Source organism: Aureibaculum algae, assembly GCF_006065315.1.
Taxonomy (GTDB): Bacteria; Bacteroidota; Bacteroidia; order Flavobacteriales; family Flavobacteriaceae; genus Aureibaculum; species Aureibaculum algae.
In genome coordinates, this window is sequence record NZ_CP040749.1 from 4,803,554 (window position 1) to 4,829,299 (window position 25,746).

At 34.1% G+C, this 25,746-nt stretch carries 14 protein-coding genes; 9 read left to right on the forward strand and 5 right to left on the reverse strand.

From position 1 onward, the window contains the following. Position 1 precedes the first annotated feature (1 nt). Genes FF125_RS20315 through FF125_RS20335 form a run of 5 tightly spaced genes read left to right on the forward strand, consistent with a single transcriptional unit; the run spans position 2 to position 13,917 of the window. Positions 2–325, forward strand: a complete 324-nt coding sequence (locus FF125_RS20315; RefSeq protein WP_138951863.1) for a hypothetical protein — start codon at positions 2–4, stop codon at positions 323–325. 24 nt (positions 326–349) lie between these two features. Further along, a complete protein-coding gene (locus FF125_RS20320; RefSeq protein WP_138951865.1) occupies positions 350–868 on the forward strand; it encodes a hypothetical protein in 519 nt (172 codons plus the stop codon). Positions 869–872: 4 nt separating this feature from the next. Further along, positions 873–5,747, forward strand: coding sequence for an Ig-like domain-containing protein (locus FF125_RS20325; RefSeq protein ID WP_138951867.1), 4,875 nt, complete (start codon positions 873–875; stop codon positions 5,745–5,747). After that, the gene (locus FF125_RS20330; RefSeq protein WP_138951869.1) at positions 5,747–7,924 is read left to right on the forward strand and encodes a fibronectin type III domain-containing protein; all 2,178 of its coding nucleotides are present in this window, start codon (positions 5,747–5,749) and stop codon (positions 7,922–7,924) included. Before FF125_RS20325 ends, FF125_RS20330 begins: the two co-directional genes overlap by 1 nt. A gap of 11 nt (positions 7,925–7,935) precedes the next feature. Continuing rightward, positions 7,936–13,917, forward strand: coding sequence for a T9SS type A sorting domain-containing protein (locus FF125_RS20335; RefSeq protein WP_138951871.1), 5,982 nt, complete (start codon positions 7,936–7,938; stop codon positions 13,915–13,917). Between the two features lie 89 nt (positions 13,918–14,006). On the opposite strand, the gene FF125_RS20340 is transcribed toward FF125_RS20335, so the two are convergent. Both FF125_RS20340 and FF125_RS20345 read right to left on the reverse strand, forming a co-directional pair. Continuing rightward, positions 14,007–14,756, reverse strand: a complete 750-nt coding sequence (locus FF125_RS20340) for a DeoR/GlpR family DNA-binding transcription regulator (RefSeq protein ID WP_138951873.1) — start codon at positions 14,754–14,756, stop codon at positions 14,007–14,009. A gap of 236 nt (positions 14,757–14,992) precedes the next feature. Continuing rightward, a complete protein-coding gene (locus FF125_RS20345; protein WP_138951875.1) occupies positions 14,993–16,234 on the reverse strand; it encodes an exo-beta-N-acetylmuramidase NamZ family protein in 1,242 nt (413 codons plus the stop codon). A gap of 143 nt (positions 16,235–16,377) precedes the next feature. Between FF125_RS20345 and FF125_RS20350 the strand changes: the two genes are divergently transcribed. The 3 genes from FF125_RS20350 to FF125_RS20360 are packed head-to-tail and all read left to right on the forward strand — an operon-like array spanning position 16,378 to position 22,256. After that, on the forward strand, positions 16,378–19,467 hold the full coding sequence (locus FF125_RS20350; protein WP_138951877.1) for a SusC/RagA family TonB-linked outer membrane protein: 3,090 nt from the start codon (positions 16,378–16,380) through the stop codon (positions 19,465–19,467). 12 nt (positions 19,468–19,479) lie between these two features. Further along, on the forward strand, positions 19,480–21,348 hold the full coding sequence (locus tag FF125_RS20355) for a SusD/RagB family nutrient-binding outer membrane lipoprotein (protein ID WP_138951879.1): 1,869 nt from the start codon (positions 19,480–19,482) through the stop codon (positions 21,346–21,348). Between the two features lie 47 nt (positions 21,349–21,395). Further along, on the forward strand, positions 21,396–22,256 hold the full coding sequence (locus FF125_RS20360) for a DUF4397 domain-containing protein (RefSeq protein ID WP_138951881.1): 861 nt from the start codon (positions 21,396–21,398) through the stop codon (positions 22,254–22,256). Positions 22,257–22,360: 104 nt separating this feature from the next. Here the strand turns inward: FF125_RS20360 and FF125_RS20365 are convergent, their stop codons facing one another. The 3 genes from FF125_RS20365 to FF125_RS20375 are packed head-to-tail and all read right to left on the reverse strand — an operon-like array spanning position 22,361 to position 24,821. Then, positions 22,361–22,783, reverse strand: coding sequence for an OsmC family protein (locus tag FF125_RS20365; RefSeq protein ID WP_138951883.1), 423 nt, complete (start codon positions 22,781–22,783; stop codon positions 22,361–22,363). Beyond that, positions 22,780–23,808, reverse strand: coding sequence for an aminotransferase class I/II-fold pyridoxal phosphate-dependent enzyme (locus FF125_RS20370; RefSeq protein WP_138951885.1), 1,029 nt, complete (start codon positions 23,806–23,808; stop codon positions 22,780–22,782). Before FF125_RS20370 ends, FF125_RS20365 begins: the two co-directional genes overlap by 4 nt. Next, complete coding sequence (locus FF125_RS20375) at positions 23,808–24,821, reverse strand: dipeptide epimerase (protein ID WP_138951887.1); 1,014 nt, start codon at positions 24,819–24,821, stop codon at positions 23,808–23,810. Before FF125_RS20375 ends, FF125_RS20370 begins: the two co-directional genes overlap by 1 nt. 298 nt (positions 24,822–25,119) lie before the next feature. Here FF125_RS20375 and FF125_RS20380 point away from each other — a divergent pair, with 298 nt between their 5' ends. Next, complete coding sequence (locus FF125_RS20380) at positions 25,120–25,710, forward strand: carboxymuconolactone decarboxylase family protein (RefSeq protein ID WP_138951889.1); 591 nt, start codon at positions 25,120–25,122, stop codon at positions 25,708–25,710. Positions 25,711–25,746: the final 36 nt, after the last annotated feature.

Here is a 25,746-nt window from a genome sequence, read left to right on the forward strand (position 1 = left end):
TATGAAAAATAAAGAAAGAATAGATTATATAGAGGAAAAACTTAAAACAAAGTTTAAAACTGTTGATTTAGTAGATACTAGGTATCTGAATGAACAAAGTAGTAGTTTCTATGCTAAATATAGTATTGGTGAATATTCAATAATTTTTGTAAAGGATAGAGGTTTTTTGGAAGTGGAGCTTTTAAAAAATGAGAAATATACTTTGTTAGAGAATTTAAATTGTGACTTAATAAACTTAAAATTTAATGAGGAAAATATTAATAAAGCAATTCAATTTTTAAGCATAACATTAAGTTCTAGAGATAAAAGTAAAAAAGAAGAGTAGCTTTTTAAAAAATTATAAATATAAATGGGGAAAGCCAAACAAATACCTGATTTATTAAAAGAGAGAAGATCTAGAAGAGTTTTAATAACTATTTGGTTTGGATTAATTCCTTTAATAATGGGTTGTTTTGGTTTATATAATTATTTTACAAAAAAAGAAAAAATATATAATGGTTCAGAGTTTGAAATATTTTATGAAGAGAATTGTGGGGAAGAAATTAAGTTTACCAATTGCCTTTCTGTTATTATTCCCAAAGATTCTTTAAAGACTAATTTAAATAAAAAACAGTTAAATTCTTATATAAAAATATATTCAAAAAAAACTGATGTTAAAATAATAAAAGTTGTTTACGTAGATAGTATAATAAAAGAATTAAAAATCAATGACCAATTAATTGTCACTTATAAAAGTGCTTTATGGTGGGGAATCCTATTTACATTTATAGGATTATTTTGGATAATAGTACATGTAAGATTTTTTATTAAGGATCCTTTTAATAAATACGAAGAACTCAAAGATCCTTTTAGGAAATACAAAAGATAAAAATATGAGAAAAAATGACTACATACTAATCCTCTTATTCCTATTTAGCATCACGCTATACGCAACCCCCTACCCAAAAGATTCCACAAAAACTACCACCAAAACAGTAGTCACAGATATTTCCAACTTAAACCAAACCATCCAGAATTTTAAAAAAAACAATGGGAGTCCAATAGTAAACACAAACACCCAATTTAGAAGTTTCCCTGAATTAGCTACTTATACTACTAACAGCACAGCAGGCCCAATTGATGATTTGGTAGAGTTTACCAAAGAATACCTTAAAACAGCTCTAAAAACCAATAATAAAACCGACTCCATATTCAACGCCGCAGAAGAATTATTTGCAGAAATTGAAGAACATGGCAAGTTTATCAATTTAATGGCAGGTAATGAATTGGTTGAGTTGCCCGTGGGTATTCAAAAACGATTGGGTGGCGGTAAAGATGAGGCTGGAAACCCTACGGCTAATGACCAGCATACCACTATAACCATTGGGATTATAAAAGCAAAATTATTCCCAGAATATAGTGAATTAGACCTTTTTGCCAAATTGGAAATTGGGGAACTAAATACGGTGCTCTTTTTTGGGGCAAGTGGTGTTAAACTTTCACATACTGGTGGTATGTATGGCGAAGCCCGTTTAAACTTATTAAAAGATGTTCCGGTAGGGTTAGGTGGTGGACAATGGCTCCTAACTTTTAAAGGAGATTTGGACAAAGCAACAGGAAACGCAGACGAGCAGACCTATATAACTATTGATTGCGAAGGCAATGTAAAAGAAGTAGCCATTGCTGCAGATGTACGTATTGCCAAAACGGTAGCGGTACCTATTAAAGAAGATGGCTCTTATAAATACCCTAATGATTTAGAACCTCGTAGTGGGAAATCACCAGTAAATAATGATAGTTATGTCGGGGCAATTTTTAGAGTAGAACTAGCTTCCATTTCCGACCTTGTTGTAGAACTGAATTTACCACGTTTTGAGCTTAAAAAATTGCCGAATTGGGGTTTTCAAATGAAAAATGTAGTCTTAGATGTAAGTGATACCCGCAACGCCAAAACGAAAATAGATTTTCCAAAAGTATATACGCAACAACAATTGTTAGTACCAGGCAATGAAGAGTTGTGGCGTGGGTTTTATTCGGAACATATCAGTATTATTTTACCCCCTGAGTTTCGGGTAAAAGACTCTGAAGATCGTATAACCATAGGTGCTAAAAACCTTATCATAGATAATTTTGGGGTTTCGGGTAATTTTTATGCCACTGATGTCATGCACCTTAATGAGGGCAATGCCAATAAATGGCAATTTTCGGTTGATGAACTAGAAGTAGATTTACAAGTCAACCAATTTGTAAAAGCTAAGTTTAATGGTGAAATAGTTTTGCCTGTTACTACTTTAAAAGATAAAAAAGAAAAGGACAGTATTATTAAGCATGGTGCTTTAAAGTATAAAGGTTTGATAACAGCGGATAGATTGTACACCGTTAATGTCAATGTTACCGAAGATGTTGACTTTGATATTTTTAAATCGAAAGCCAAGTTATTCAGGGATTCGTATATAAAACTGGAAGTAAAAGATAATAAATTTCAACCGGAAGCCAATTTAACAGGGTTGATGTCTTTTAATAATTCACAGGAAGCTGCATTAGACTCTCTAAACACAAAGGATGTGAAAAGTGCCGGCAGTATTGAAGAGCTAAATTTTGAGGGCTTATCTTTTCAGAATTTTAAAATTCAAACGGCTAAAAGACCTTATTTAGAAATTGGATATATGGGTTATAAAGACAGTATAACCATGCCAAAAATATACGGTTTTGAAATGGGTTTCTATGATATAAAAGTAAAATCTGATACTGCGGATGACAGTGCCGAATTAGGCTTTAATGGTTATATAAATTTAGATGAATCTGGTATTCACGGTGATGTTCGCATACGGGTTATAGGAGAGCTTGTAGATGGTGATTATTTAAAATGGAAATACAAAAAAGTAGAATTAGACTCCATTTCGGTTGATGTAAAAAGAAAATCTTTTGAGTTTCATGGTAAACTCCACTTTTTTAGAGAACATGAAATGTATGGTAAAGGCCTAGCTGGTAAGTTAGATTTATATATGGAAAGTATTGGGTTGAGAATTGGTGCCAAAGGTATTTTTGGCAATGTAGATGATTACCGATATTGGTATGTTGACGCTTATGGGCAACCAACATCTTCAAAAAATAAAAATTTTACAATTTATGACATTGGTGGTGGGGTATATCACCATATGCGAAAAGCAGGAGTTGATGAAAGAGCAGGTACTATGTCAGGCATTTATTATGCCCCTGACAAAACCGTTCTACTAGGCTTCAAAGCCTTGGCAGCTTTTGAAGTTAAAAAGTCAGCAACTTTTACCGGATTGGTAGCGTTGGAAATGAGTTTTAATACCAAAGAAGAAGGAAGTGGTGTAAGACGCATTGGGTTTTATGGTGCTGCAGCATTAATGACCGGGAAAAGCTCAGGAGGTAGTGGTCCAAAAGCACAACCCTTTGGTGATGTAAAAGGGATGCAAGAAAAGGTTGCCAGTAAGGAAGAATCCTTGTCAAATTTTCATGAACTCTCCATTGATAAAGAAGGGATTAAATATTTTGCTACAGAAGTTTTTCCTGATTTGTTAACGGGTAAGGAGTTATTTGCCGCCCAAGTGGGGATTGATTTTGATTATAAAAATCAGACGTATTTTGCCATGTTAGATGTATTTTTAAATGCAGGAGCCATTAAAGGTGAAGGTGAAAAAAATAGATTAGGGTATTTAGAATTTTACAATTCTCCGAAAGATTGGTATATGTATATAGGTGAACCCGAAAAGAGAATTGGGGTAAAAGACATTCCTATTGGTCCATATATGGCAGCAATTAACTTATATTATATGTCGGGTACTATTCTACCAGACCCCGCAAAACCAGATCAAATTGTTTTAAATATTTTAGACCTAAGTGAAGATGAATTGGCTTTTGGCAGGAATTTTAGTGATGAATTAGCCGTTGGTAATGGTTACGCTTTTGGTGCAACGTTCAGGTTAGGAATGGGCTTTGATTGGGGTATAGTATATGCTTCTATTCAAGCTGGTGTTGGGTTCGATTTAATGATGCGAAATTTTGGAGATGCACATTGCAGAGGTAGCGAAGAAGTGGTAGGGATGGATGGATGGTATGCTACCGGACAATTGTATGCCTATCTGGTTGGCGAAATTGGTGTAAGAATAAACTTATTTGGAATTAAAAAAGACATCCCCATTTTAGAAGCTGGTTTAGCCACCTTGGCACAGGCACAATTGCCAAACCCCTGGTATATGGTAGGTTATTCGGGCATAAAAGTAAGAGTACTGGGAATGGTAACTGTAAAAGCCCGTTTAAAAATAGTAATAGGCGAAGAATGTGAATTAATGGGCAAAACAGGATTACAAAACGTAACCATAATTTCCGATATAACCCCATCTGACAAAGCTACAGAAGTTGACGTATTTAACGCCGTACAAGTAGCTTTTAATGCTCCTATCGATGATGAGGTTATTGTAGAAGAAGATTCTGGAAGAAAAACTTATAGAGTTAGTTTAAACGAATTTAATGTCTCTGAAAACGGTGCAACTATTCAAGGAGAAATGAAGTGGAATGGCCAAAAAGATTTATTGACATTTGAATCTACCGATGTGCTTCCTCCGCAAAAAGAAATCACAGCAATCGTGAAAGTAAGTTTTGAAGAAAAAGTAAACGGATCTTGGAAACCAGTTACGGACAATGATGGTAATATTAACTATGAGGAAAAAACAGTAACCTTTACCACTGGAGATGCTCCCCAAAAAATACCACTAAAGAATATAGTCTATATGTATCCTGTTAAAGACCAACAATTTTTCTTTCCAAAAGAAAGCAATGTTGGGTATATACAATTACAAAAAGGTCAAGATTACTTATTTGGTATTTCTGGGTTTAAAGATGAGATGTTCTATATAGATGAAAATGGAGCATCAGAAAACGTGACTTTTAGTTATGACAACGTAGAAAATAAATTGAATTTCGGAATCCCAAAACTAAAAAATCAAGTAACCTATACTTATAAATTGATTACCTCTGCCAATCAAAGCGGGCAGCAAGGAACTACAGCACAGGGTGTTGTTCAAATAGCAGATAGTATTTCTATGACCCAAAATGTGATTGCTGGCCAAGCTAGTACTGATGCTTTGTTTGTGCGATTATCATTTGAATTTAATACAAGTAGGCACAATACTTTTAAAGCTAAAATGAATAGCCTAAAAATTGAGAACCAATATACCCTGATTGATGGTAAATCAAGTGTGGGTGCTATGGGTATTGGTTTAAGGGAATATGAATCTTTCGGAATTAATGATGTAAAAGGTACCAATTTCACTAATTATAAGCCATTATTACGATTAGAAGGTATTCCGACCGACAAGTATTATACGGAAAGGATTTACCCATTAATTTATAAAAATTATCCATTAGATGGCAATATTACTGTGAATAGAGATGAAACAATTTTAGGTTTACCACCTCAAAAATCATTATTCCTAAGTAATTCTTATAATTATTATGTAAGTGCAGAACCAAATCATAATTATTTGAAACAAGCCTTCCCGTTTAGATGGCATTTGGCAAGGGCTTATGATGAAGATTTTGAGCATTTAAGATATACCATAGTGAATCGATATTTAAATGGTGAAACTGTTAATCAATCTATATATGATAAATTCGGATATATCATCAATGGTGTTTTTCCTTATATCAATAAAGAAGTTTATAAGGTAAAAATTGAATATGTATTACCAAATCAAAACTCAGGTAATTCAGCAATTATCGACTATAAAAATAATTTTTAATGAGTATAAGCACGTTTAAATATATGTTGAATCGAGCTCCCTCTCCTTCGGAGAGGGCGGAGGGAGAGGACTCTATAAAACTACGTATTAATAGTTTTAGTTTTCTTATAGCTACATTTCTTTTCTGCATTTTTTCACTCAATGCTCAAGATAGTATTCAGCAAACGGATATTCCAACTGTAGTTGTAAAAGCGAGGGCAAAACAAGATAAAATACTATTAAGATGGGGCGTTAACAATAAGTTCGCTTGGAAATATGGTAATGAATACGGTTATATTATAGAACGCACCACGATTATCAGAGATGGACAGCCCTTAACAAAACCTGAAAAAATTACATTATCTGGTGAGGTTATAAAACCAAAACCCTTAGCGGAATGGGAAAATTACGTGGACGATAATTATAATAATAATAATATGGCTGCCGTTGCAGCACAAGCAATTTATGGAGAAGATTTTGAAATGAATGACAAAGATGATGAAAATACAGCGTTACGGGTAATCCATCAAAGTGAGGAACTAGACCGTCGTTTTGGTTTTGCCTTATTTTCTATTGACCAAGACTTTGAAGTCGCTCAATACGCAGGGTTGGGTTATGTAGATACTAATGTAAAGCCTAATGAAAAATATTTGTACAAAGTTATTTCTAATGTTCCAAAAGAATTATTGGAGATCAAAGATGCTGGAGTGTTTTTAAGTCCATCTGAAGAAGAAGACTTACCTCAACCGATGGATTTTATTGGTCATTTTTATAAAGATGCTTTTGTTTTGGTTTGGGAGTACGAAGCATTTCTAAATTATTACACCTCTTATAATCTTGAAAAATCAGATGATGGTATCAACTTTAAAAAAATAAACAAAGTACCTATTACCAAATTAGCAGATAATAAATCGACCGGTATTTCTTATACAGACAGCATCAATCAATACAATAAAAAATACTGGTACCGCATAAGGGGAATATCTGTTTTTAATGAAATTAGTAAACCCTCAAAAGCAGTTGAATTAACAGCTCACCATAATTTAACGGCTGTTCCGTTTTTTATAGAATATACCATGATATCTGACAATGAAGTGTTATTGGAATGGACTTTCCCAGTTGAAGAAACTAATTTACTAAAACAATTTGATTTGCTTTGGGCAAATGAAGCACTTGGACCATACAAAACAGTTAGAGAAGGGATTTCCCCTCAAACACGTGTCTACAATTATACTGGTTTAAAACCGAGTAATTATTTTAAATTAAAAGCCATCTCCAACCATGGCGAAACAAGTCTATCATCACCCCATTTTGTGCAGCCTATTGATTCAGTTCCTCCCCTTAAACCGGAGGATTTAATAGGTAGAATAGACACATTTGGTGTTGTTACCTTAACATGGAAATCCAATACCGAAGAAGATTTAAAAGGGTATAAAATTTTTAGAGCCGACCGAACTAACCAAGAATTTACTATGTTGAATAAATATAGTGTGGTGGCCCAATCTTATACCGATACTATTAATTTAAAAACTTTTAGTAAAAATGTATATTATAAAATTACAGCCTTAGATGGTCATTATAATCAATCTGAATATTCAGAAATAGTGATTCTACAACGGCCAGATAAAGTCCCTCCTACTTCCCCAGTTTTTGATAGTTATAGTCAAGAAAACGGACAAGTTTATTTAAAATGGACAAAAAGTTCATCTGATGATGTAGCAAATGAGCTAATCTATCGAACGATGGCCAATACTGATAAATGGGAAAAGATTTATGAAACAGAAACTGACACGACTTCTTTTTTTATTGATGATAAAATTACACCTGGCTCTAATTATTTATATACCATGATTGCGGTTGATAATTCAGGGTTGGAAAGTCCGCCCTCTCCACCTTTATCCATAAAAATGATTAAAGAATTGGCAAAACCTGAAGTAAAAGGTTTATATGCCACTATTGATCGGGACAACAAACAAATTCAACTATTCTGGCGTTATAATGAAGCTGATGTATTTGAATTTTTGATTTATAAAAAAAAGAAAGACGGGACCTATACTTTGTTTCGAACTGCTACAGCCGCTGAAAAAGAGTTGGTAGATGTAGAATTAAATCCGAATACCACGTATTACTATGGTATTAAGGCTGTTTTTAAAGATGGAAGTGTAAGTAAATGGTCGGAAATTGAAGTGAAGTATTAAAAATTTTGATTATGAAGAAATTATGGTATTTATTATTATTTGTTACAGGGTCTATTTTTTCTCAACAACATCAGCTATATTATGAATACAGATTAGTTTTAGAACCTTTCGGAGATCATTATGAATTAATTAGTGATGCCACTGATAATTCCGGATATTTTGAAGTCTTTTCTCTTAATGACATTGATGATTTGGCAGGGAATATACCCTTAACAATTGGTTCTGTTTTCAAAAATAATGATACTTTTCCTTACCAAATTACCACACTTTTTAATAACTTATCTAGTGGTACAGTTGAAGAAGCTGAAACCATAGCAATTAATGGAATTGGTAGTGTTCGAAATGTAACGATCATTTTAGATCAATTTTCTGCAATTCAGACGGCGTATATAAAATACTATACAGCAAATATAATGTCACTAAATCAACCTTCCCAAACAAGTGTTTGTGGTACAATAAATGTTAGTGCAACAACCAATCACCCATCGGAAGCTTACAAATGGCAATTTCAAGCTTTAACAGATATTTGGCAAGATGTGCCAATACAACAAGGTCAAGATAATTTAAGTATTTCTTTAGAAGATTTATATGGGGCAAACGCCAATGCCTATTTAAATACACCTGTTAGGTTTAAAATTAACAATCAATATGGAGCCTACGATTCTAATATTGTTGATTACACTTTTACCGACTGCTCCCCGGGCTTAGCACAGAACCCCCCTCAACCTATTCAATCCACATGCAGTAATAGTAATGATGGCAGTGTTGATGTCCAATTCGATAGATCCTTGGCATCAAATGAACGTATGCTTATATATATTGAAAAACAATTACCTGATAACTCTTGGGATCTTTATTTAGACACCTATATATTAGAACCATCTGCAATTAGCACTGTAACAAATAATACCTACAATTGGAATTCCATTTTAGAACCAGGCAACTATAGGGTGCGTTATATAACCAAATATGATTCTACTGGTGATATTCCAACAAACCCCAATAGTGATGAATTGAGCAACGAATTTCAAATTATCGCACCAACCCCAGTTACTTTTACACATGCAAAAGCAGATATTTTATGTTTTGGTAATACTGATGGCAGTATAACAATAAACGCCTCAGGTGGCAGTAATACTGGTTTTGAATATTCTATTGATAATGGTACTAGCTGGCAAAGTAACAATAAATTTAACAACCTTACTGATGCCACTTATTCGCTTTTAGCAAAAGACGGAAATGGTTGTGTTGCAGAAACCAACCAACAAGCCATTATTACTACCCCTCAAAACCTATTTAATATAGTAGCGGATATCGTAAATGAACCTTCTGCCAATGGAGTATCCGATGGTAATATTTCAATTGATGTTTTTGGCGGTACAGGGGTTTTAGATTTTCAATGGACAAAAAATGGTGCTAACTATGCCAGTACACAAAATATTACCGGATTGGGTGCAGGAGTATACCAGATAACGTCTACTGACGCAAATGGATGTGCCTCTAACACATTGGAGTTTACACTTGAAGAACCACCTGTATTATCTGTTCAATTTACTTTAGTGCAAGAAATTGATTGTAATGGAGGTACAGGCACAATTGAAGCACAAGGTTATGGCGGATCTTCTGCCAATGACGATAGTTATACCTATTTATGGAGTAACGGAAGTACAAATCAAACTCAATTAAATATCCTTGCTAATTCTTATACGGTTTCGGTTACGGATAGTAACTTAGCATCGGTAACAGCTACTTACGATTTAGTTGAACCTCCAGCATTGTTAGTTACCTCAACTTCTACTGATGTTTTATGTAATGGCGGTAGTGATGGTACAGTTAGCCTAGCTATAACAGGTGGTACAGGTGCTTACGTAATAAACTGGAATGATGATAATACAATTTCAACTCCAACAAGAACAGGTTTAGCTCAAGGAGAATATTTTTATACCGTGAGTGACGCCAACAGTTTAAGTTGTAATATTACAGGTTCAATAACTATTGCTCAACCACTACCTATTGATATTCAAAGCATTGCGCAACAGCCAACAGCTGCGGGAGCAACGGATGGTACAATAACCATTACGGTTTCAGAGGGTACTACACCTTATACCTACCAATGGACAGATACTAACGGAACGATGCTTGCAACAACCAAAGACATAAACGGTTTGGGTGCAGGAGATTATTCCGTAACCGTTAGGGATACAAATTATAATCTAAGTGCGGACAATTTGGGTTGCGAATCATCTCTTTTGGTCACTTTAGTAGAACCTCAAACTATAGATGTAAACATCATAGAAACACAGACTGTATCCTGTCAAGGTAATGATGGTATTCTAACTGCCGAGGTGATTGGAGGCACTGCACCTTTCGAGTACCAATGGTTAAAAGAAGAAAATGGTAATTATCAAGATTTGTTTCAAGATATCGTTACAATCAACAATCTTTCTGCAGGGTCTTACCGCTTAGTTGTTACCGATGTTAATAGTGTTACAAATCAAGCAGACATTACCTTAAATAATCCAGGGACTATAGTTGTTGCACCAACAACTACGAATGTTGCCTGTAATGGAGCAAATAATGGATCCTTACAATTGAATATTTCTGGTGGTTTGGCTCCTTATGTAATAAGCTGGGATGATAGTGCTGTAACCACAGAAAATCGTTCAAATTTATCTAAAGGCGAGTATTTCTACACTATTGAAGATGCTAATAATTGTACGATAAATGGTTCTATTACAATTTCAGAACCTAATCCAATTACAATAGTTATTGATGCACAACAAAACCCTTCGTCTGGAAATGCAACCGATGGTCTTATAAATATTACGGTTTCAAACGGGACTTCACCATATATGTATGAATGGAAGAATAGTAACGGAGACGTGCTTGTCACAACCGAAGACATCAGTGGTTTAGGAATTGATACATATACCTTGACTGTCCGCGACGCCAATTATAATACCGTTGCCGATGTAGGTTGTGAAACTTCCGTTGAAATTACTTTGGTTAACCCGAATGTGTTATCTGTAATTATTTCAGAAACACAAAGTGTAGATTGTTTTGGTGGCAGTAATGGAACACTTGAAGCACAAGTTACAGGTGGTATAGAACCTTATGTATATCAATGGTATCGACAAGAAAATGGAACTTATGTCAATTTGAATCAAAATGTAGTTTCAATAAACAACCTTAGTGCTGGAAATTATAGAGTACTAATTACTGATGCAAATATAGATGAAGCCCAATTTGACTTTACGCTGTCCCAACCTGAAGAAATTTTGGTTAACCCTGTCATTATAAATGTTACCTGTAATGGAAATAATGATGGTACCGTAACGTTGACCCCTACTGGCGGAACAGGTAATTATACGATCAGTTGGTTAGATGATAGCACCATTACCTCATTTAATCGCTCAGATTTAGTAGCTGATGAATATTATTATACCATTTCTGATGAAAAGGGATGTATTTTGGATAGTTCTGTTACTATTACGGAACCATCATTTGTTGTAATAACTACTGAAAATAAGCAGAATCCATCAATTTCTACTGCTACAGATGGTTCCATAGATATAAGTGTAACTGGTGGTACTACCCCTTATAGTTTTGAATGGAAAAATAGTAATGGTGATGTTATTGCTACAACAGAAGATATTAATGGATTAGGAGTTGATTCTTATACTGTAATCGTTCGTGATGCAAACTACAACACTGTTAGTGATATAGGTTGTGAATCCACATCAACTATTTTACTATCTGACCCTACTGTTTTATCCGTTACTATAACCGAAACTCAACTAATTTCTTGTTTTGGAGGTGATAACGGAATGCTCAGTGCTGAAGTTATAGGAGGTTCAAGTCCATTTGATTATCAATGGTTAAAAGAAGATAGTGGAAATTATCTAGATCTTAATGTAAGTACAACGACTATTGAAAACCGCTCAGCTGGTAAATATCGTGTTATCGTAACGGATAATAATAGTGCTACAACACAATTTGATTTTACGTTGTCTGAACCAGTCGAAATAGCAATTGATTCTTCTATTCAAAGTGCAAGTTGTTTTGGCAATAATGATGGAAGCATCGACATTACAGTAAGCGGAGGAACAGAACCGTATAGTTTTAGCTGGAAAAATGAAAATGGATTTGAGGTAAGTACAAGTGAAGACCTTGTAAATGTTGTTGCGGGTAATTATACCATAACAATAACAGATACTAACGGCTGTACATCTGAAAATACCATTGAAATAGCTGAGCCTGCCGAATTACTGGAAATTAAATTAGATGAATTGAAAGATCCAAGTGCCTTTGGCATAAATGATGGATTTGTAAATGTAAATATTGCAGGAGGAGATGGCCCTTATCTTTTTGAATGGACAGACATCAACAATAATACAATTTCAACTGAAGAAGATTTGTCAAATGTTGGAGAAGGTGTTTATACTTTAATGGTTGTTGACAATAATGGCTGTTCCGTCTCAGAACAATTCGCTCTGCTCGCTCCTGATGAATTAAATATCACAATAAATGAAAGTATAGCCATACTTTGTTTTGGAGACCAAGGCGAATTACAGGCATTTGTAACAGGAGGTGTTTTAAATACTGGTTCAGATTATAGTTACCAATGGTTTAAAGAAGAAAATGGTTCATATATCAATTTAAACAACTCTACTAATATTATTTCAGATATTAGAGCGGGTACATATCGTATCATTGTGAACGATGATAGTACTATTGATAAAACGCTAACTTATATCCTAACAGAACCAACTGAAATAAGTAATGATTTAAATATATCAAATTCCGTTAGTTGTACAAGTGGAGCAGATGGTGCGATTTCTTCAACAATATCGGGTGGTTCACTTCCATATAGCTATTTGTGGAACAATGGTAGTGAAGAAGTAAACTTGACGGATTTATCGGTAGGCACTTATACGTTAACAGTTACAGACAATAATGGTTGCATTGCTAAAACAAGTATTGAGTTGACACAACCTGACGGAATGTCAATTGAAAGTGAAGTCTTAAAACCCTCTTGTAGTAATGAAAACGATGGATCAATTTCTCTAACTATTACCAATGGCACGGCACCATTTACTTATCTCTGGAATACAGGAGCAACAGATTCGAGTATTTCAAACTTGATAGCGGGTGACTATAGTGTTACCATAACAGACGCTTCCGGATGTGTTGCAGTTCAGAACTTTACCTTAGACAATCCTGACCCGTTAACTATTGATTTAGGTGAAAACAGAATACTGTGTCTAGATCAAAACTTGGAATTAGATGCAACAATTGAAGATCTAGGAGCCACCTATCAATGGACGTCAAATAATGGATTTTCTAGTACTTCCCCGCTTATTGTATTAAAGGACGAAGGCACTTATAGTTTAACCGTAATCAATAGCAGTGGATGTTCAGCTGTAGATAGTATTGAAATAACTTCAACAAATGAGGTCATTTCGGCAAACTTTTTAGTCCCTACACAAGCATTTGAAAATGAAATTATCGTACTCGTAGATGTTAGTGAACCAGTACCTGATACTGTGAATTGGAGTTTTTCGGAAGGCACTACGATTGTAAGTCAAAATGGAGATTATGCGGAACTAATGTTTGAAAAAGCAGGTGTCTATACGGCTACAATGATTGCCAAAAGAGGGTCATGTGATGCCGTTTTAACAAAGGAAATTATTGTACAAGAAAGCACTAGTTTTGGAAGCCCACAAACCCCTCATGCTAATTTTATAGAGGAATTTACGATATTCCCTAATCCTAATAATGGAGTTTTTAAAGCTGAGGTAAAGCTGTTACAATCAGCTCCTGTTAGTCTTAAAATAGTGAATTTAGCTACAAATGCCATTGTAAATACTAAAATTGCAAGCGGAAAAGAGTATTACGTTTTTGACTATAACTCAACATTAGCAATTGGAGTATATATGGTTATGTTAGAGACACCAAAGGGGACACAAGTAAGAAAAATAATTATTAAATAGTTTAGGTAATTCATACTGACAAATTAATTTAATGTTAAAATTCGATCCCCAATTCTGATAGTGTAATTCTTTGTTAAAACAACAACGCCTTACATCACCACAATACCTCGTTCTTTAAATGGTACTAACAACGACTCATCTATTTGATCATCAGTTACAATAACATCAATGTCATTAATAGGAACAACGGCATATCTCCTTGCCTCCATTATTTTTGTACTGATACACATAGACACTACATAATCTGAAGATTCAATCATGCCCTTTTTAATATGGGCTACTTCCCAATCAGATTCCGTCATACCTCTCTCTATGTTTAATGCATCAGTACCCATAAAACAAATATCAGCTCTTAATTTCGATATGGAGTTCATAACATCAATACCAATGGTGACTTGAGCTGATTTATTTAATTTACCACCAATAAAAATAACTTCAATTGTTGGATGGTGTGATAACTGCAAAGCAATAGGCAAACTGTAAGTAAAGATTGTTGAATTTATATTTGCTGGTATTAACTTTACCAATTCTAAATTGGTAGAACTTCCAGTCATAATAATAACCTGACCGTCATGAATTAATTTCACCGCTTTTTTTGCTATTTGTTTTTTCTTATCTAAATCTGAAACACTCCTTTCATTATAACTGAGTATTTTGTTTTCAATTGATAATGCCCCACCGTGCACCTTATGTAATAAATGTTGAGCTTCCAGTTCCTTTAAATCTCGTCTAACAGTATCTTCAGAAACTTGTAACTCCACGCTTAAAATGGTAGAATGTACTTTTCTATGTGTTTTTAATTTCTGAAGTATTAATTGATGTCTTTCTAACTTTAACATGAAAATTATTTTGTTTATTTGATATAATTACAATTAATACGCTCAATTACTGCTAAATTTCTAATCCTGCGTGTTTAATCCTAAGATAAAACGCAAAAACACGTATAAAAACGCAATATATTATATTTTTTTTTAATGAACTACTTTTTAGAAATACTAGTTTTTATTTAGCAATTACGCATCTTTGACATTCTCACAACTATTTATTACTGTTTCAATGTATATCTCAACGCTTTTTATGGATACAACAAATAGGTCTCACGCATCTTTTTATAGTTTGTTAAACCTGGTTCCCAACTGGCACGAATCTCAGATTCTGGCACGCCATCAATTATTTGCTGTCTAAACAATCCTGAACCAATTTGTATTTCAATATTGTTCATTTGATTACTTAAACTACCATCAAAGAATTTTTCCTTTTCTGGACTAGACGCATACAATTCCATTATCCATTTTAAATTTATTTGCTTGCTTTCTCTTAATAAATCAGTATCGTAATTTCGTAAGTCTAAACCATAACATACTTCATCCATAAATATAGGGGTCATTGACATGCCTTTTATACTTTTAGGAGTAAATGAGAAATCATAAATACCCTTATAAGCCGGACTCCCAAAAACAGTAAAAGGAAACTGTGTACCTCTACCATGATTAATATAAGTACCTTCAAACATACAGGTAGAAGGATATAACAATACAGATAATTGCGTATTTAAATTTGGTGAAGGCGATACAGGCAAGGTATACCGCATATTATGATCATAATTGGCAACAGGTATTATCTTCAGCTTACATTGCACAGCTTTGCCATTTGATGTAACCCAACCTTCACCATTTGCCATTTTAGCAAACTCAGCTACTGTGAGCCCGTGAGACATCGGAATAGGAAATTTACCTATCCCTGATTTATATTTCATATCTAATACAGGTCCATCAATTAAATAACCATTTGGATTGGGCCGATCTAAAATAAGTAGCTCCTTATCATTTTCATAACACGCCTCCATCAAACGTACCAACGCATTAATATTTGTATAAAATCGAACACCAACATCTTGAAGGTCATATATAAGGACATCAATATCTTCAAAATCTTTCTTTGAAGGCTTTCTTTTAGCTCCATATAAAGAAACAATAGGAATACCCGTTTTATGATCTATCTCATCAGTAACATGAACACCTGCACCAACATTTCCTCTAAAACCATGTTCCGGACCAAATACCTTTACAATGTTTACCCCTAAGGTCTGAAGACTATCTACCAAATGTTTTTCTCCTATAATACTTGTAGGATTGGACATTATAGCTACCCGCTTATCTTTTAAATAAGGAACATATTTTTCGGTTTGGTCTGCACCTGTGATAATTTTACTGATTTGCAGGTTTTTACTGTTTTTTGAAGGTAATTCATTCGATTTTGCAAAATATATCCCAATACAAAATAATACAATTGAAAAAAAATTTAATTTGAAGATCATATTCTCATAATTTAAGGTGTAAATGTATCAATTAGTTCGCAAATTAAGTTAAATTTTCAAAAAACAGCAAAAACAAAGTTAAAACCGCAAAAGATTGCAATATTTTTTATAAGTTTACCAGTACTAACGAAAATAATTCATTCATGAGAAAAAAAATTAAAGCAATCTTCCTAATTTTCTTTACAACTTCATTTGCCCTATTATCCGCACAAAACATTAGTGTGAGCGGTACGGTAGCAGACGAATCTGGTACACCCTTGCCAGGAGTAACGATATTAGTAAAAGGAACAAAGAAAGGAACAGCAACCGATTTTAATGGAAAATATAAAATATCGGTAGCAGAAGGGTCAACATTAGTTATTTCTTCTATTGGTTACAAAAAACAAGAACAAGTAGTATCTGGTTCAACCTTAAATATAACTATGGTTGAAGATGCCTCAGTTTTAGGCGAAGTAATGATTACCGCTGAATTTGGCCAAAAACGAGCCGAACGAGGTGTAGGTGCTGCAACACAGACAATTGATGGATCAACTATTACCGAATCTGGTAGAGAGAATTTTATTACTGCTCTTTCCGGACGTGTACCTGGTCTTCAAATCAGTTCTACAAGTGGTGCACCAGGAGCTTCTAGTAATGTAGTTTTAAGAAACATAACTTCGATATCTGGTAGCAACCAACCATTATATGTAGTAGATGGTGTACCAATGAACAACTCTTCTTTCGATCCTAACGGAATGGCAGGTGGAGCCACAAGCGAGTATTCTGTGAACAACTCAGATTTCTCTTCACGTGGAAATGATTTTAACCCTGAAGACGTAGAATCTATAACCGTATTAAAAGGTGCCGGTGCAGCTGCTTTATATGGTTCCGATGCTTCTAATGGAGCCATTATCATCACTACTAAAAAAGGTAAAGCCGGTAAAGGTAGAGTTACCTTTAGTAATTATATCAAATTAAGTAATGCGTATGGTTATCCAGAAATGCAAGATAAATATGCTAACGGAGCCCGTGGAACTACTAATTATTACTACACAAGTAAATATGGTGGATTGTACCCTGAGGGTCAACAATTATATGACAATGTTGATGCCATTCTTCAGACAGGCGTTCAACAACGTTACAATGTGGCTGTTGAAGGTGGTTCTGATAAGGCTACCATCCGTGCTAGTTTTTCACAACTAAACGAAACAGGTGTTATTAAAACTACAGAATATGAAAGAACGAATTTAAGTTTATCTGGTAGAGCTCAAATTACAGATTGGTTAAAATTTGAAGGTTCTATGCAATATACTGGTACAGAAAACAACAAGGTAAGAAGAGGTACAGAAAGCCCATTATACCGTGCTATGTTATGGCCTGTTGTTGATGATATGAGTAATTATTTAGCTGAAGATGGTTTACATATGAGAAACCCTGAATATTACCATGATGTTGACTTGTTAAACCCTTTGTTTGATATGTACAACAACAAATATTACGACGAATCAGATCGTATTCTAGGTAATGTATCGCTTAACTTTACACCAATTAAAAATGCCTTTTTAAGAGCACAAGTTGGTTGGGATGTGGCAAATCAAACCTATGTTTCTTCTAGAAACCCATATTATGCTTATAATAATGCTGGCGATGGTTCATATAGTTTAGTTAATGCAAATTATTCTGACCCTAGTATTAATATACTTTCTGGTTACGACAATAAGTATTTTGATGACAAACTATCAGTATCAGCACAAGTTGGGTATCACCAATTAGAAAATAAGATTACACGTGCTTCTACTTATGGTACTAATTTTATTGATGCTAGTTTTCAATCCATTAATAACGTAGATCCTTTAACTATTGTTTCTAAACAAAGAAACACAAAACGTAGAGTACAAGGTATTTCTGGTCAGTTTCAAGTGGGTTATAATAACATGGCCTTTCTTACTTTTAGAGCTAGAAATGACTGGTCATCTACATTACCTAAAGAAAACAACAGTTATTTTTACCCATCTATTGAAGGTTCATTCGTGTTATCTGATTTAGATTTTATTAAAGATGTAGAAGCTATCAGTTACTTAAAATTAAGAGGTTCTTGGTCTCAAGTTGGTAAAGATGCTAGACCATTACAGATTGACCCAGAATTACAAACTACTGGTTTAACAGGTGGTGGTTATAAATATGGATTTACAGGACCTAATAGAAATTTGAAACCAGAAATTACAACTGGACAAGAGGTAGGTGTTGATTTTAGATTGTTTAAAAATAGAGTAAAAGGTACTTTTTCATATTTTGAAACAGAAAATTCAAATCAAATAATACAAGGTTTCCGTTTAAGTTATGCTACTGGTTTCGTGTTAAACACATTAAATGTGGGTACCTTTGAAACAAAAGGATGGGAAGCAGCAATTGATGTTGATGTTATAAAAACTGAAAATGTAACTTGGAATTTAGGTGTTAATGGATCTCACGGAACATCTGAGGTTGTTTATCTTCCAGAAAACGTAACAGAATATTATAACGCATACACTTGGTTATCCGGTAATATAAGAACTGGTATTAGTGTAGGTAACCCTATTACATCTTTAACAGGGCGAGCTTATGAACGTAATGACAACGGTGATATCTTAATTTCTCCAACAAGTGGTTTACCTTTAACTTCTTCTGAATGGTCTAATCTTGGAAACAGAGAACCAGATTTACGTTTTGGTATAACTACGCGTTTAAAGTATAAAAACTTAACTTTATCAGGATTGTTTTCAGGGCGTTTAGGTGCTACTGTTGTTAATGGTACTAAACGTTATATGATGCAAAGAGGTACAAGTTGGGAGTCTGTAGAATTAAGAGAAGGACCAGATCAAGTATTTGAAGGGGTTATTAAAGATGGTAATGAAAATACAGCCAATCCAACTACAAATACAATATCTGTTGACTATGGTACATATGGTTCTAGTATATTTACTGGAGGAGATGAAGATTGGATAGAAAAAGATATAAAATATATAAGACTACGTGAATTACGTTTGGCGTATCGTTTACCAGATGATTTACTTAAAAAGTCTAAATTACTTAATTCTATGAACCTATATTTTGTGGCTAATGATTTATTTACTTGGACAAACTATTCAGGTATAGACGCTGTTGGTAATGCTGTTTCTGCAGCTGCAGGTGGTGTTGGTGGAGAAGGCTATGATGTAATGGCAATACCAAACCCTCGTAGTTATTCAATAGGATTAAGTATAATATTAAATTAAAGAATAGATATCATGAAGAAAAAATTTATATACATATTATCATTATTTTTCAGCTTAGTAAGCTGTGAAGACTACCTTGACGTAAACACCAATGTAGATGGCCCCTCTTATGCAGATGGTTATTTATATTTGGCAAATATTACCCAACAATACAATGGGGTTTATTGGGACGGACGTGCTTTAGCACCAATGGCTCAGATGTGGGGAACAGATAATTCTACTTATGACGGCTTTGCCGCCAATTATTACGCCTTAGGTAGTGATGCTGCTGGCGAAATTTGGAGGATGACGTATTGGAATCAAGGTCAGAACCTTGAAAACATGATTAATCAGTCTATAGCAGCAGAAGACTGGACTTTAGCAGGTATTGGCTATGCCATGAAAGCTTTTAGCTGGGATTTGTTAACGAAGGTTCACGGTGAATTACCGATGAACGACGCTTTTGTACCTGATTTACTTTCACATGATTATGATTATCAAAAAGAAATCTATGCACAAGTAAGAGAGTGGGCCTATAAATCTATCGAATTATTAGAAAGAGCTGACGATCACGTATATGCTGATAAAATTAGTTCTAATGACTTTATATATGAAGGAAATAAAGACAAGTGGATTAAATTTGCATATGCAGTTATTGTTCGTAATTTATCTTCTTTAACAAACAAAACAGATTTTGTAGCTAGTTATTCACAAGAATTGATAGATGCGGCAAGTAAATCTTTTCAAAGTCCTGATGATGACGCTACGGTAACAATTGCAGGAGGGTCACAATCTGCACCGTTCAGTTCATTTAATAATTTTTGGGGTACTGCCAGAGGCAATTTATTGGACAACTACTTTCAACATGAATATGCAGTACAAGTATTTACAGGTACGGTACCAAAATATGACGAAGCAACAGGAGATAAAACAAACCTTGAATTTGCTAACCCATACTATCCTTACGAACTTGCTGATAATCAAATTATTACTGATACGCTAGTTAATGAACCAGGACATTTTGACCCAAGGGCAACCGTTAAGTTATCTACAACGAGCAATCCGAACTATGAAAACTTAAGTAATGCAGACAGTGTAAAAACGTATCAGTATTATGGTGGTACGTTTACATCAGCAAGCGGTCCAATAGGTCAAGCACCATCTGTTTATGGAAGAAACGCAAACTCAGCTTATGAAGGTTCAGAACATGACGGAACTGGTCGTTGGTTATTTAGAGATGAGGCACCATACGTTATGACAACCTACGCTGAAATTCAGTTTTGTTTGGCAGAAGCGTATTGGAAAACAAACCAGACAACGCTGGCATTTGATGCTTTTAAAAGAGGTGTTAGTGCTGACATGCAAACATCTGCAAGATATATTAAAACAGGAACTTCTGGAAGTCCTACTGGTGGCGATAAAATTACAACTGCTTTATTTAATACATTAGCAGACGAATATCTAGAAGGCCCATTTGTAGCAGGATTAACAGACTTTTCATTATCTCATATTATGATGCAGAAATGGGTATCTTTATATCCATGGGGAGCAGCAGAAGCATGGGTAGATATGCGTAAATATCACTTTGACGTAGATTATACTGGTGAATACCCTAGTGAAGGTAACGGATGGACTCAAACCGTAGTAGAACAAAAATGGGATACGAACCCGTCTAAAGTATATAAAGGTCTCTATTTATCACCGGCTCAAGTTCAAGGACGAAAAGGACCTTATAATATAAACAACGAAGGTTCTCCAAGTTATAGAATAAGACCACGTTTTAATTCTGAATATATGTGGAATCTTAAATCTTTAGAGATACTTACACCGATATCTGGAACGGCTCCTAACTATCATACATCAATTCCTTGGTTTGCTTACCCTGGTGAGCTACCTCAATAATGAGATATGTTAACACAAGAATTATACAAAACAAGAAATATACAAATATGAAAAATATAACTAAAATAGGATTATTTCTCCTTTGCACTTTTTTAGTTGCAAGTTGTGAGAAAAATGAGATAGAATATATGGCTGAGGACGTTAGTGTAACTACCGCACAATTCCAAATATTTTATATGGTTCCAATAAGCACTGGATCTTCAAATTATATAAATAAAATAGAACTGAATGGCGACCTATTATCAACTGACGCTTCTCCATTAAAAGTAAATAGTTACCTTCCAACAAGTGCAGGTAAATATTATACCACCCAAGCAGGAGCTTCAAAACTGAGTTTCTATAAAGGCTCTAATTTAGATCTAGTTTATGATGTTACTGTAGATTTACCAGCAGGAAAATCTACTGTAATCATTTATAACTTTGATGAAGCTCCACTTGTTTTAGATGCTAAGGTACCATATCCTTCGTATGTAACAGACGGAACTGGTGATTATACAAATATTAGGTTTTATAACCTAATGTATGAGTCTGAAGGTATTCCTACTGACTTAACCTTACAGTATCAATTTCAATATACTTTAGATTACGATACCGGCGAAAAAAGTGAATGGGCAAATGTTGGCGAGCCTGTTGCTTTTGGTGAAGCCACTTCTTGGAGTAGAGTAACTGTAAATAAAACAGTAGAAATCTCTTCTGGTAATGGAAGGGTTGATTATCGTATTAGAGTAATAGGCGATGATGGATCAGATCAAGGAAACCTAATTCTTAAAAATTCATACGGAAATATGGTGGAATATAGTGATTGGTGGACCGGATATATTGGTTATGCAAGACACCATATGTTTATAGGTTATCGTAATGATTCACCAACATACCGTGCACGTGTTAGACAGAATACCGCATTATAATTAGCAATTAAACCCAAGAGAAAAGCCAACTAATTAATTTTAGTTGGCTTTCTTTTTATGAATATTTTTAACCTTTGTTTGTCTATAAACCTGAATTAAATCAACTAGTTCTCAATATACTTTATCTCCGTAGTAACCTCAGCAAACTGTCTAAACATCTCCATCACACCACAATATCTATCTACTGATAAATTAACAGATTTTTCAATTTTATCTTTTTTAAAATCTGAACCATAGAAATTATAAACTACATGAACTTTTTTAAAATATTTAGGATGCTCTTCAGTAAGCTCAGCTGTAATATCAATGTTAAATTCATCAACTTCAGCTCTCATTTTCTTTAATAGCGAAACAACATCCAATCCAGAACACCCAGCCAATGCAGAAAGCATTAGAGCCTTTGGTCTATATCCTTCTCCTTTACCACCATCATCAGGACCGGCATCAATCATTAAATTTAATCCACTAGGATTCGTAGATTCAAATTTCATATCACCTTTCCAAGTAGTTTTTACTGTATTTGTCATTGCTTTTTATTTAAAATTTGTATTAATCTTTTTAAATCTTCTTCTGTATGATTCGCTGTGATTACAATTCTATTCATCATGTTTTTATAAGTAGGATATTTAAAATTTGTAATAATAATACCTTCAGCAAATAGCTTATTATAAACACGCTCATCTTCACTGTAAATAACAGGATAATTTTTATTGAATTTTATACCGTCCTTAACCACTAATTTATCTGTAATAAAATTTAAATTCTTTGCTAATCTTTTCTTTTGAGTCTCATAAATAGTCTCAGCCTTACAATATGCTTCTAAATATGCAGGATTTGCAGCGGAAGAAGACACAAACATTGATTCATTTCTTAACTTAGTGATAAATTCTCTATTGCCAGCAATTATTCCTCCAGATAAACTTAAGGCCTTTCCAATAGAGGAAACCATAATTTTACTTTCAACAATTGAATGTTGTATACCGCCAAAAACGCCATTACCATTCTCACCCAAAACCCCTAAACTATGTGATTCATCAATTACTAATGTAATTTTTTTAGATGTTGATATGTTATCTAAAAAAGCAAAAGATACTGGAGCTACTTCTAGGCCTAAGATAGCATCAACCGTAATTACAATTTCTTCCTCCGTAGCTTCAAGCAGTCGCGGATGTAACTCGTCATCAATAAACAAAGGCAAGCTACCGTTTGCTAAAATTGCAGGATGTGTCTTTGGGTAATGAAAAAATATGGGATTTGACTTCTTCAAAAAATCAATAACCAATCTACCTGCTAGTGTTCCAGACGAAACAGTTAATACATCCTCCGCACCTATTTGTTCAGCAAAATAGTTTTCAAACTGATCATATATTGAAAGTTTAATATTTGAATTACGTGAACTACCATAAAAAGTTCCCCATTTTTTGATAGCCCCCATAAGAATGTCCACAAACTCAGGGTGTGTTGCTAAGCCCAAATATCCAGTTCCGCCGAAATATAGGTATTCATTACCCTCAACAGTAATGGTTCTATCCGGAAAATTATCTACAATCATTAAGCAATTAATTTAACTCCGGTACCGTTCAACTCACTATATGTAATAACCCCATCAGTAATGGTAATACCATCGGCAATATCATTTGAAAGTAAGATCGCTCCATCCATATCAACAAAATCCAATAAAGGCAATAAATGAGCAATTGCAGATATACCAACAGAAGATTCCGTCATACAACCCACCATCGTTTTCATTCCTAGTTTTCTAGCCTTTTCTAACATACGTTTTCCAGAAGTTAACCCACCACATTTGGTCAATTTTACATTAACACCATGAAAGTGATTGTGGCATTTCATTACATCTCCCTCTACCATACAACTTTCGTCTGCGATAATTGGTAACACTGATTTTAAGAATAATGTTTTATGTCCACCCCAATCATCTGCTTTTAAAGGTTGCTCTATAAACTCTACTCCCAATTCTTTTAATACAACTGCATTTTTGAGTGTTTCATCAACCGACCAACCACAATTGGCATCTACTCTAAAAACAGCATCGGTATGTTTTCTCAATTCTTTAATTATGGCAATATCTTCTTTTGTACCCAACTTAATTTTATACAAAGGCCAAGGTTTTTCCTTTAGTTTAGAAACCATTTTTTCAATGGTATCAATACCTATAGTATAATCAGTGATTGGGTTATTATTAATATCGAGCCCCCAATAATCATATAGTTTTACTCCCTTTTTTCTTGCATACAAATCATTGTAAGCCAAGTCTAATGCACAGAGAGCAAACATATTATCCTTTAATTTAGGATACATTATTTGCCAAAACGCTGAAGGTTCCAACGTTGCATTCGCTTTAATTAAGGATTCCAATGCAGTTAAATCAGCAGACATCTTTTCAATAGTAGCCCCATAATATGGGTTCGCTGTGGCTTCTCCATAACCAGAAAATTCTCCATCTTTTAATTCAACGACAAGACTTTCTTGAACGTCTCTTGCTTCTCTTGAAATTCGAAATGTATGTTCTAGTTTTAACTCGTAAGGTCTAAGTATTAGTTGCATAAAATTATATTTAATGAAAATTAAAAATAAGGGTATTTATCCAAATAACAATAAAACAATTATTAAAATGAATAGATTATTTTTTTGAAATTTAGAACATAATTTCATCAATTAAAACCATCTGTAGATAATAATCAACGAAGCTAAATAGGAATTTTTAAATTCTGATATTCTAAAAAAATTAGTTCGGTTATTGGGTTTACTTTTTCTACTTTGAGATTTAGTTGTAATTTGGTACTTCTAAATTTTAGAGTTTTTAATCTAAAATCTCAAGTCTAACATCTCAAATCAAAATTATATGCCTTTAGTTACTCCATTATCATCAGAACACGATATAGAAACCAAGAAATTAGCTGAATTTTTTAATGAGACCTTAGGGTTTTGCCCCAATTCAGTTTTAACGATGCAACGCAGACCTGCAATTAGTAAAGCATTTATCAATTTAAACAAAGCGGTAATGGCAAATGAAGGCAGGGTAACCTCAGCCTTAAAACGAATGATTGCTTGGGTAAGTAGTAATTCAACAGGATGTCGTTACTGCCAAGCTCATGCTATAAGAGCCGCAGAACGTTATGGAGCAGAACAAGAACAATTAGATAATATTTGGGAATACAGAACACATCCTGCATTTAATGAAGCTGAACGTGCTGCACTTGACTTTTCATTGGCAGCAAGTCAAGTACCAAACGATGTAGACGAACAAATTAAAAAAAGGTTATATGAATATTGGGACGAGGGCGAAATTGTAGAAATGTTAGGTGTAATTTCTCTATTTGGATACTTAAACAGATGGAACGACTCCATGGGTACGTCTATAGAAGAAGGTGCTATTGAAAGTGGTAATCAATATTTAGGGAAACATGGTTGGGAAAAAGGAAAACATATTTAATAAATTTTAAATAAAAAAAATACTTATAAAAAACAA

What these genes read in the sequence shown, in the direction of transcription:
- FF125_RS20340 (WP_138951873.1), bottom strand. Translation starts at nt 14,756, where the DNA reads ATGTTAAAGTTAGAAAGACATCAATTAATACTTCAGAAATTAAAAACA.
- FF125_RS20345 (WP_138951875.1), bottom strand. Translation starts at nt 16,234, where the DNA reads ATGATCTTCAAATTAAATTTTTTTTCAATTGTATTATTTTGTATTGGG.
- FF125_RS20335 (WP_138951871.1), top strand. Translation starts at nt 7,936, where the DNA reads ATGAAGAAATTATGGTATTTATTATTATTTGTTACAGGGTCTATTTTT.
- FF125_RS20375 (WP_138951887.1), bottom strand. Translation starts at nt 24,821, where the DNA reads ATGCAACTAATACTTAGACCTTACGAGTTAAAACTAGAACATACATTT.
- FF125_RS20320 (WP_138951865.1), top strand. Translation starts at nt 350, where the DNA reads ATGGGGAAAGCCAAACAAATACCTGATTTATTAAAAGAGAGAAGATCT.
- FF125_RS20350 (WP_138951877.1), top strand. Translation starts at nt 16,378, where the DNA reads ATGAGAAAAAAAATTAAAGCAATCTTCCTAATTTTCTTTACAACTTCA.
- FF125_RS20365 (WP_138951883.1), bottom strand. Translation starts at nt 22,783, where the DNA reads ATGACAAATACAGTAAAAACTACTTGGAAAGGTGATATGAAATTTGAA.
- FF125_RS20330 (WP_138951869.1), top strand. Translation starts at nt 5,747, where the DNA reads ATGAGTATAAGCACGTTTAAATATATGTTGAATCGAGCTCCCTCTCCT.
- FF125_RS20370 (WP_138951885.1), bottom strand. Translation starts at nt 23,808, where the DNA reads ATGATTGTAGATAATTTTCCGGATAGAACCATTACTGTTGAGGGTAAT.
- FF125_RS20315 (WP_138951863.1), top strand. Translation starts at nt 2, where the DNA reads ATGAAAAATAAAGAAAGAATAGATTATATAGAGGAAAAACTTAAAACA.
- FF125_RS20360 (WP_138951881.1), top strand. Translation starts at nt 21,396, where the DNA reads ATGAAAAATATAACTAAAATAGGATTATTTCTCCTTTGCACTTTTTTA.
- FF125_RS20325 (WP_138951867.1), top strand. Translation starts at nt 873, where the DNA reads ATGAGAAAAAATGACTACATACTAATCCTCTTATTCCTATTTAGCATC.
- FF125_RS20355 (WP_138951879.1), top strand. Translation starts at nt 19,480, where the DNA reads ATGAAGAAAAAATTTATATACATATTATCATTATTTTTCAGCTTAGTA.
- FF125_RS20380 (WP_138951889.1), top strand. Translation starts at nt 25,120, where the DNA reads ATGCCTTTAGTTACTCCATTATCATCAGAACACGATATAGAAACCAAG.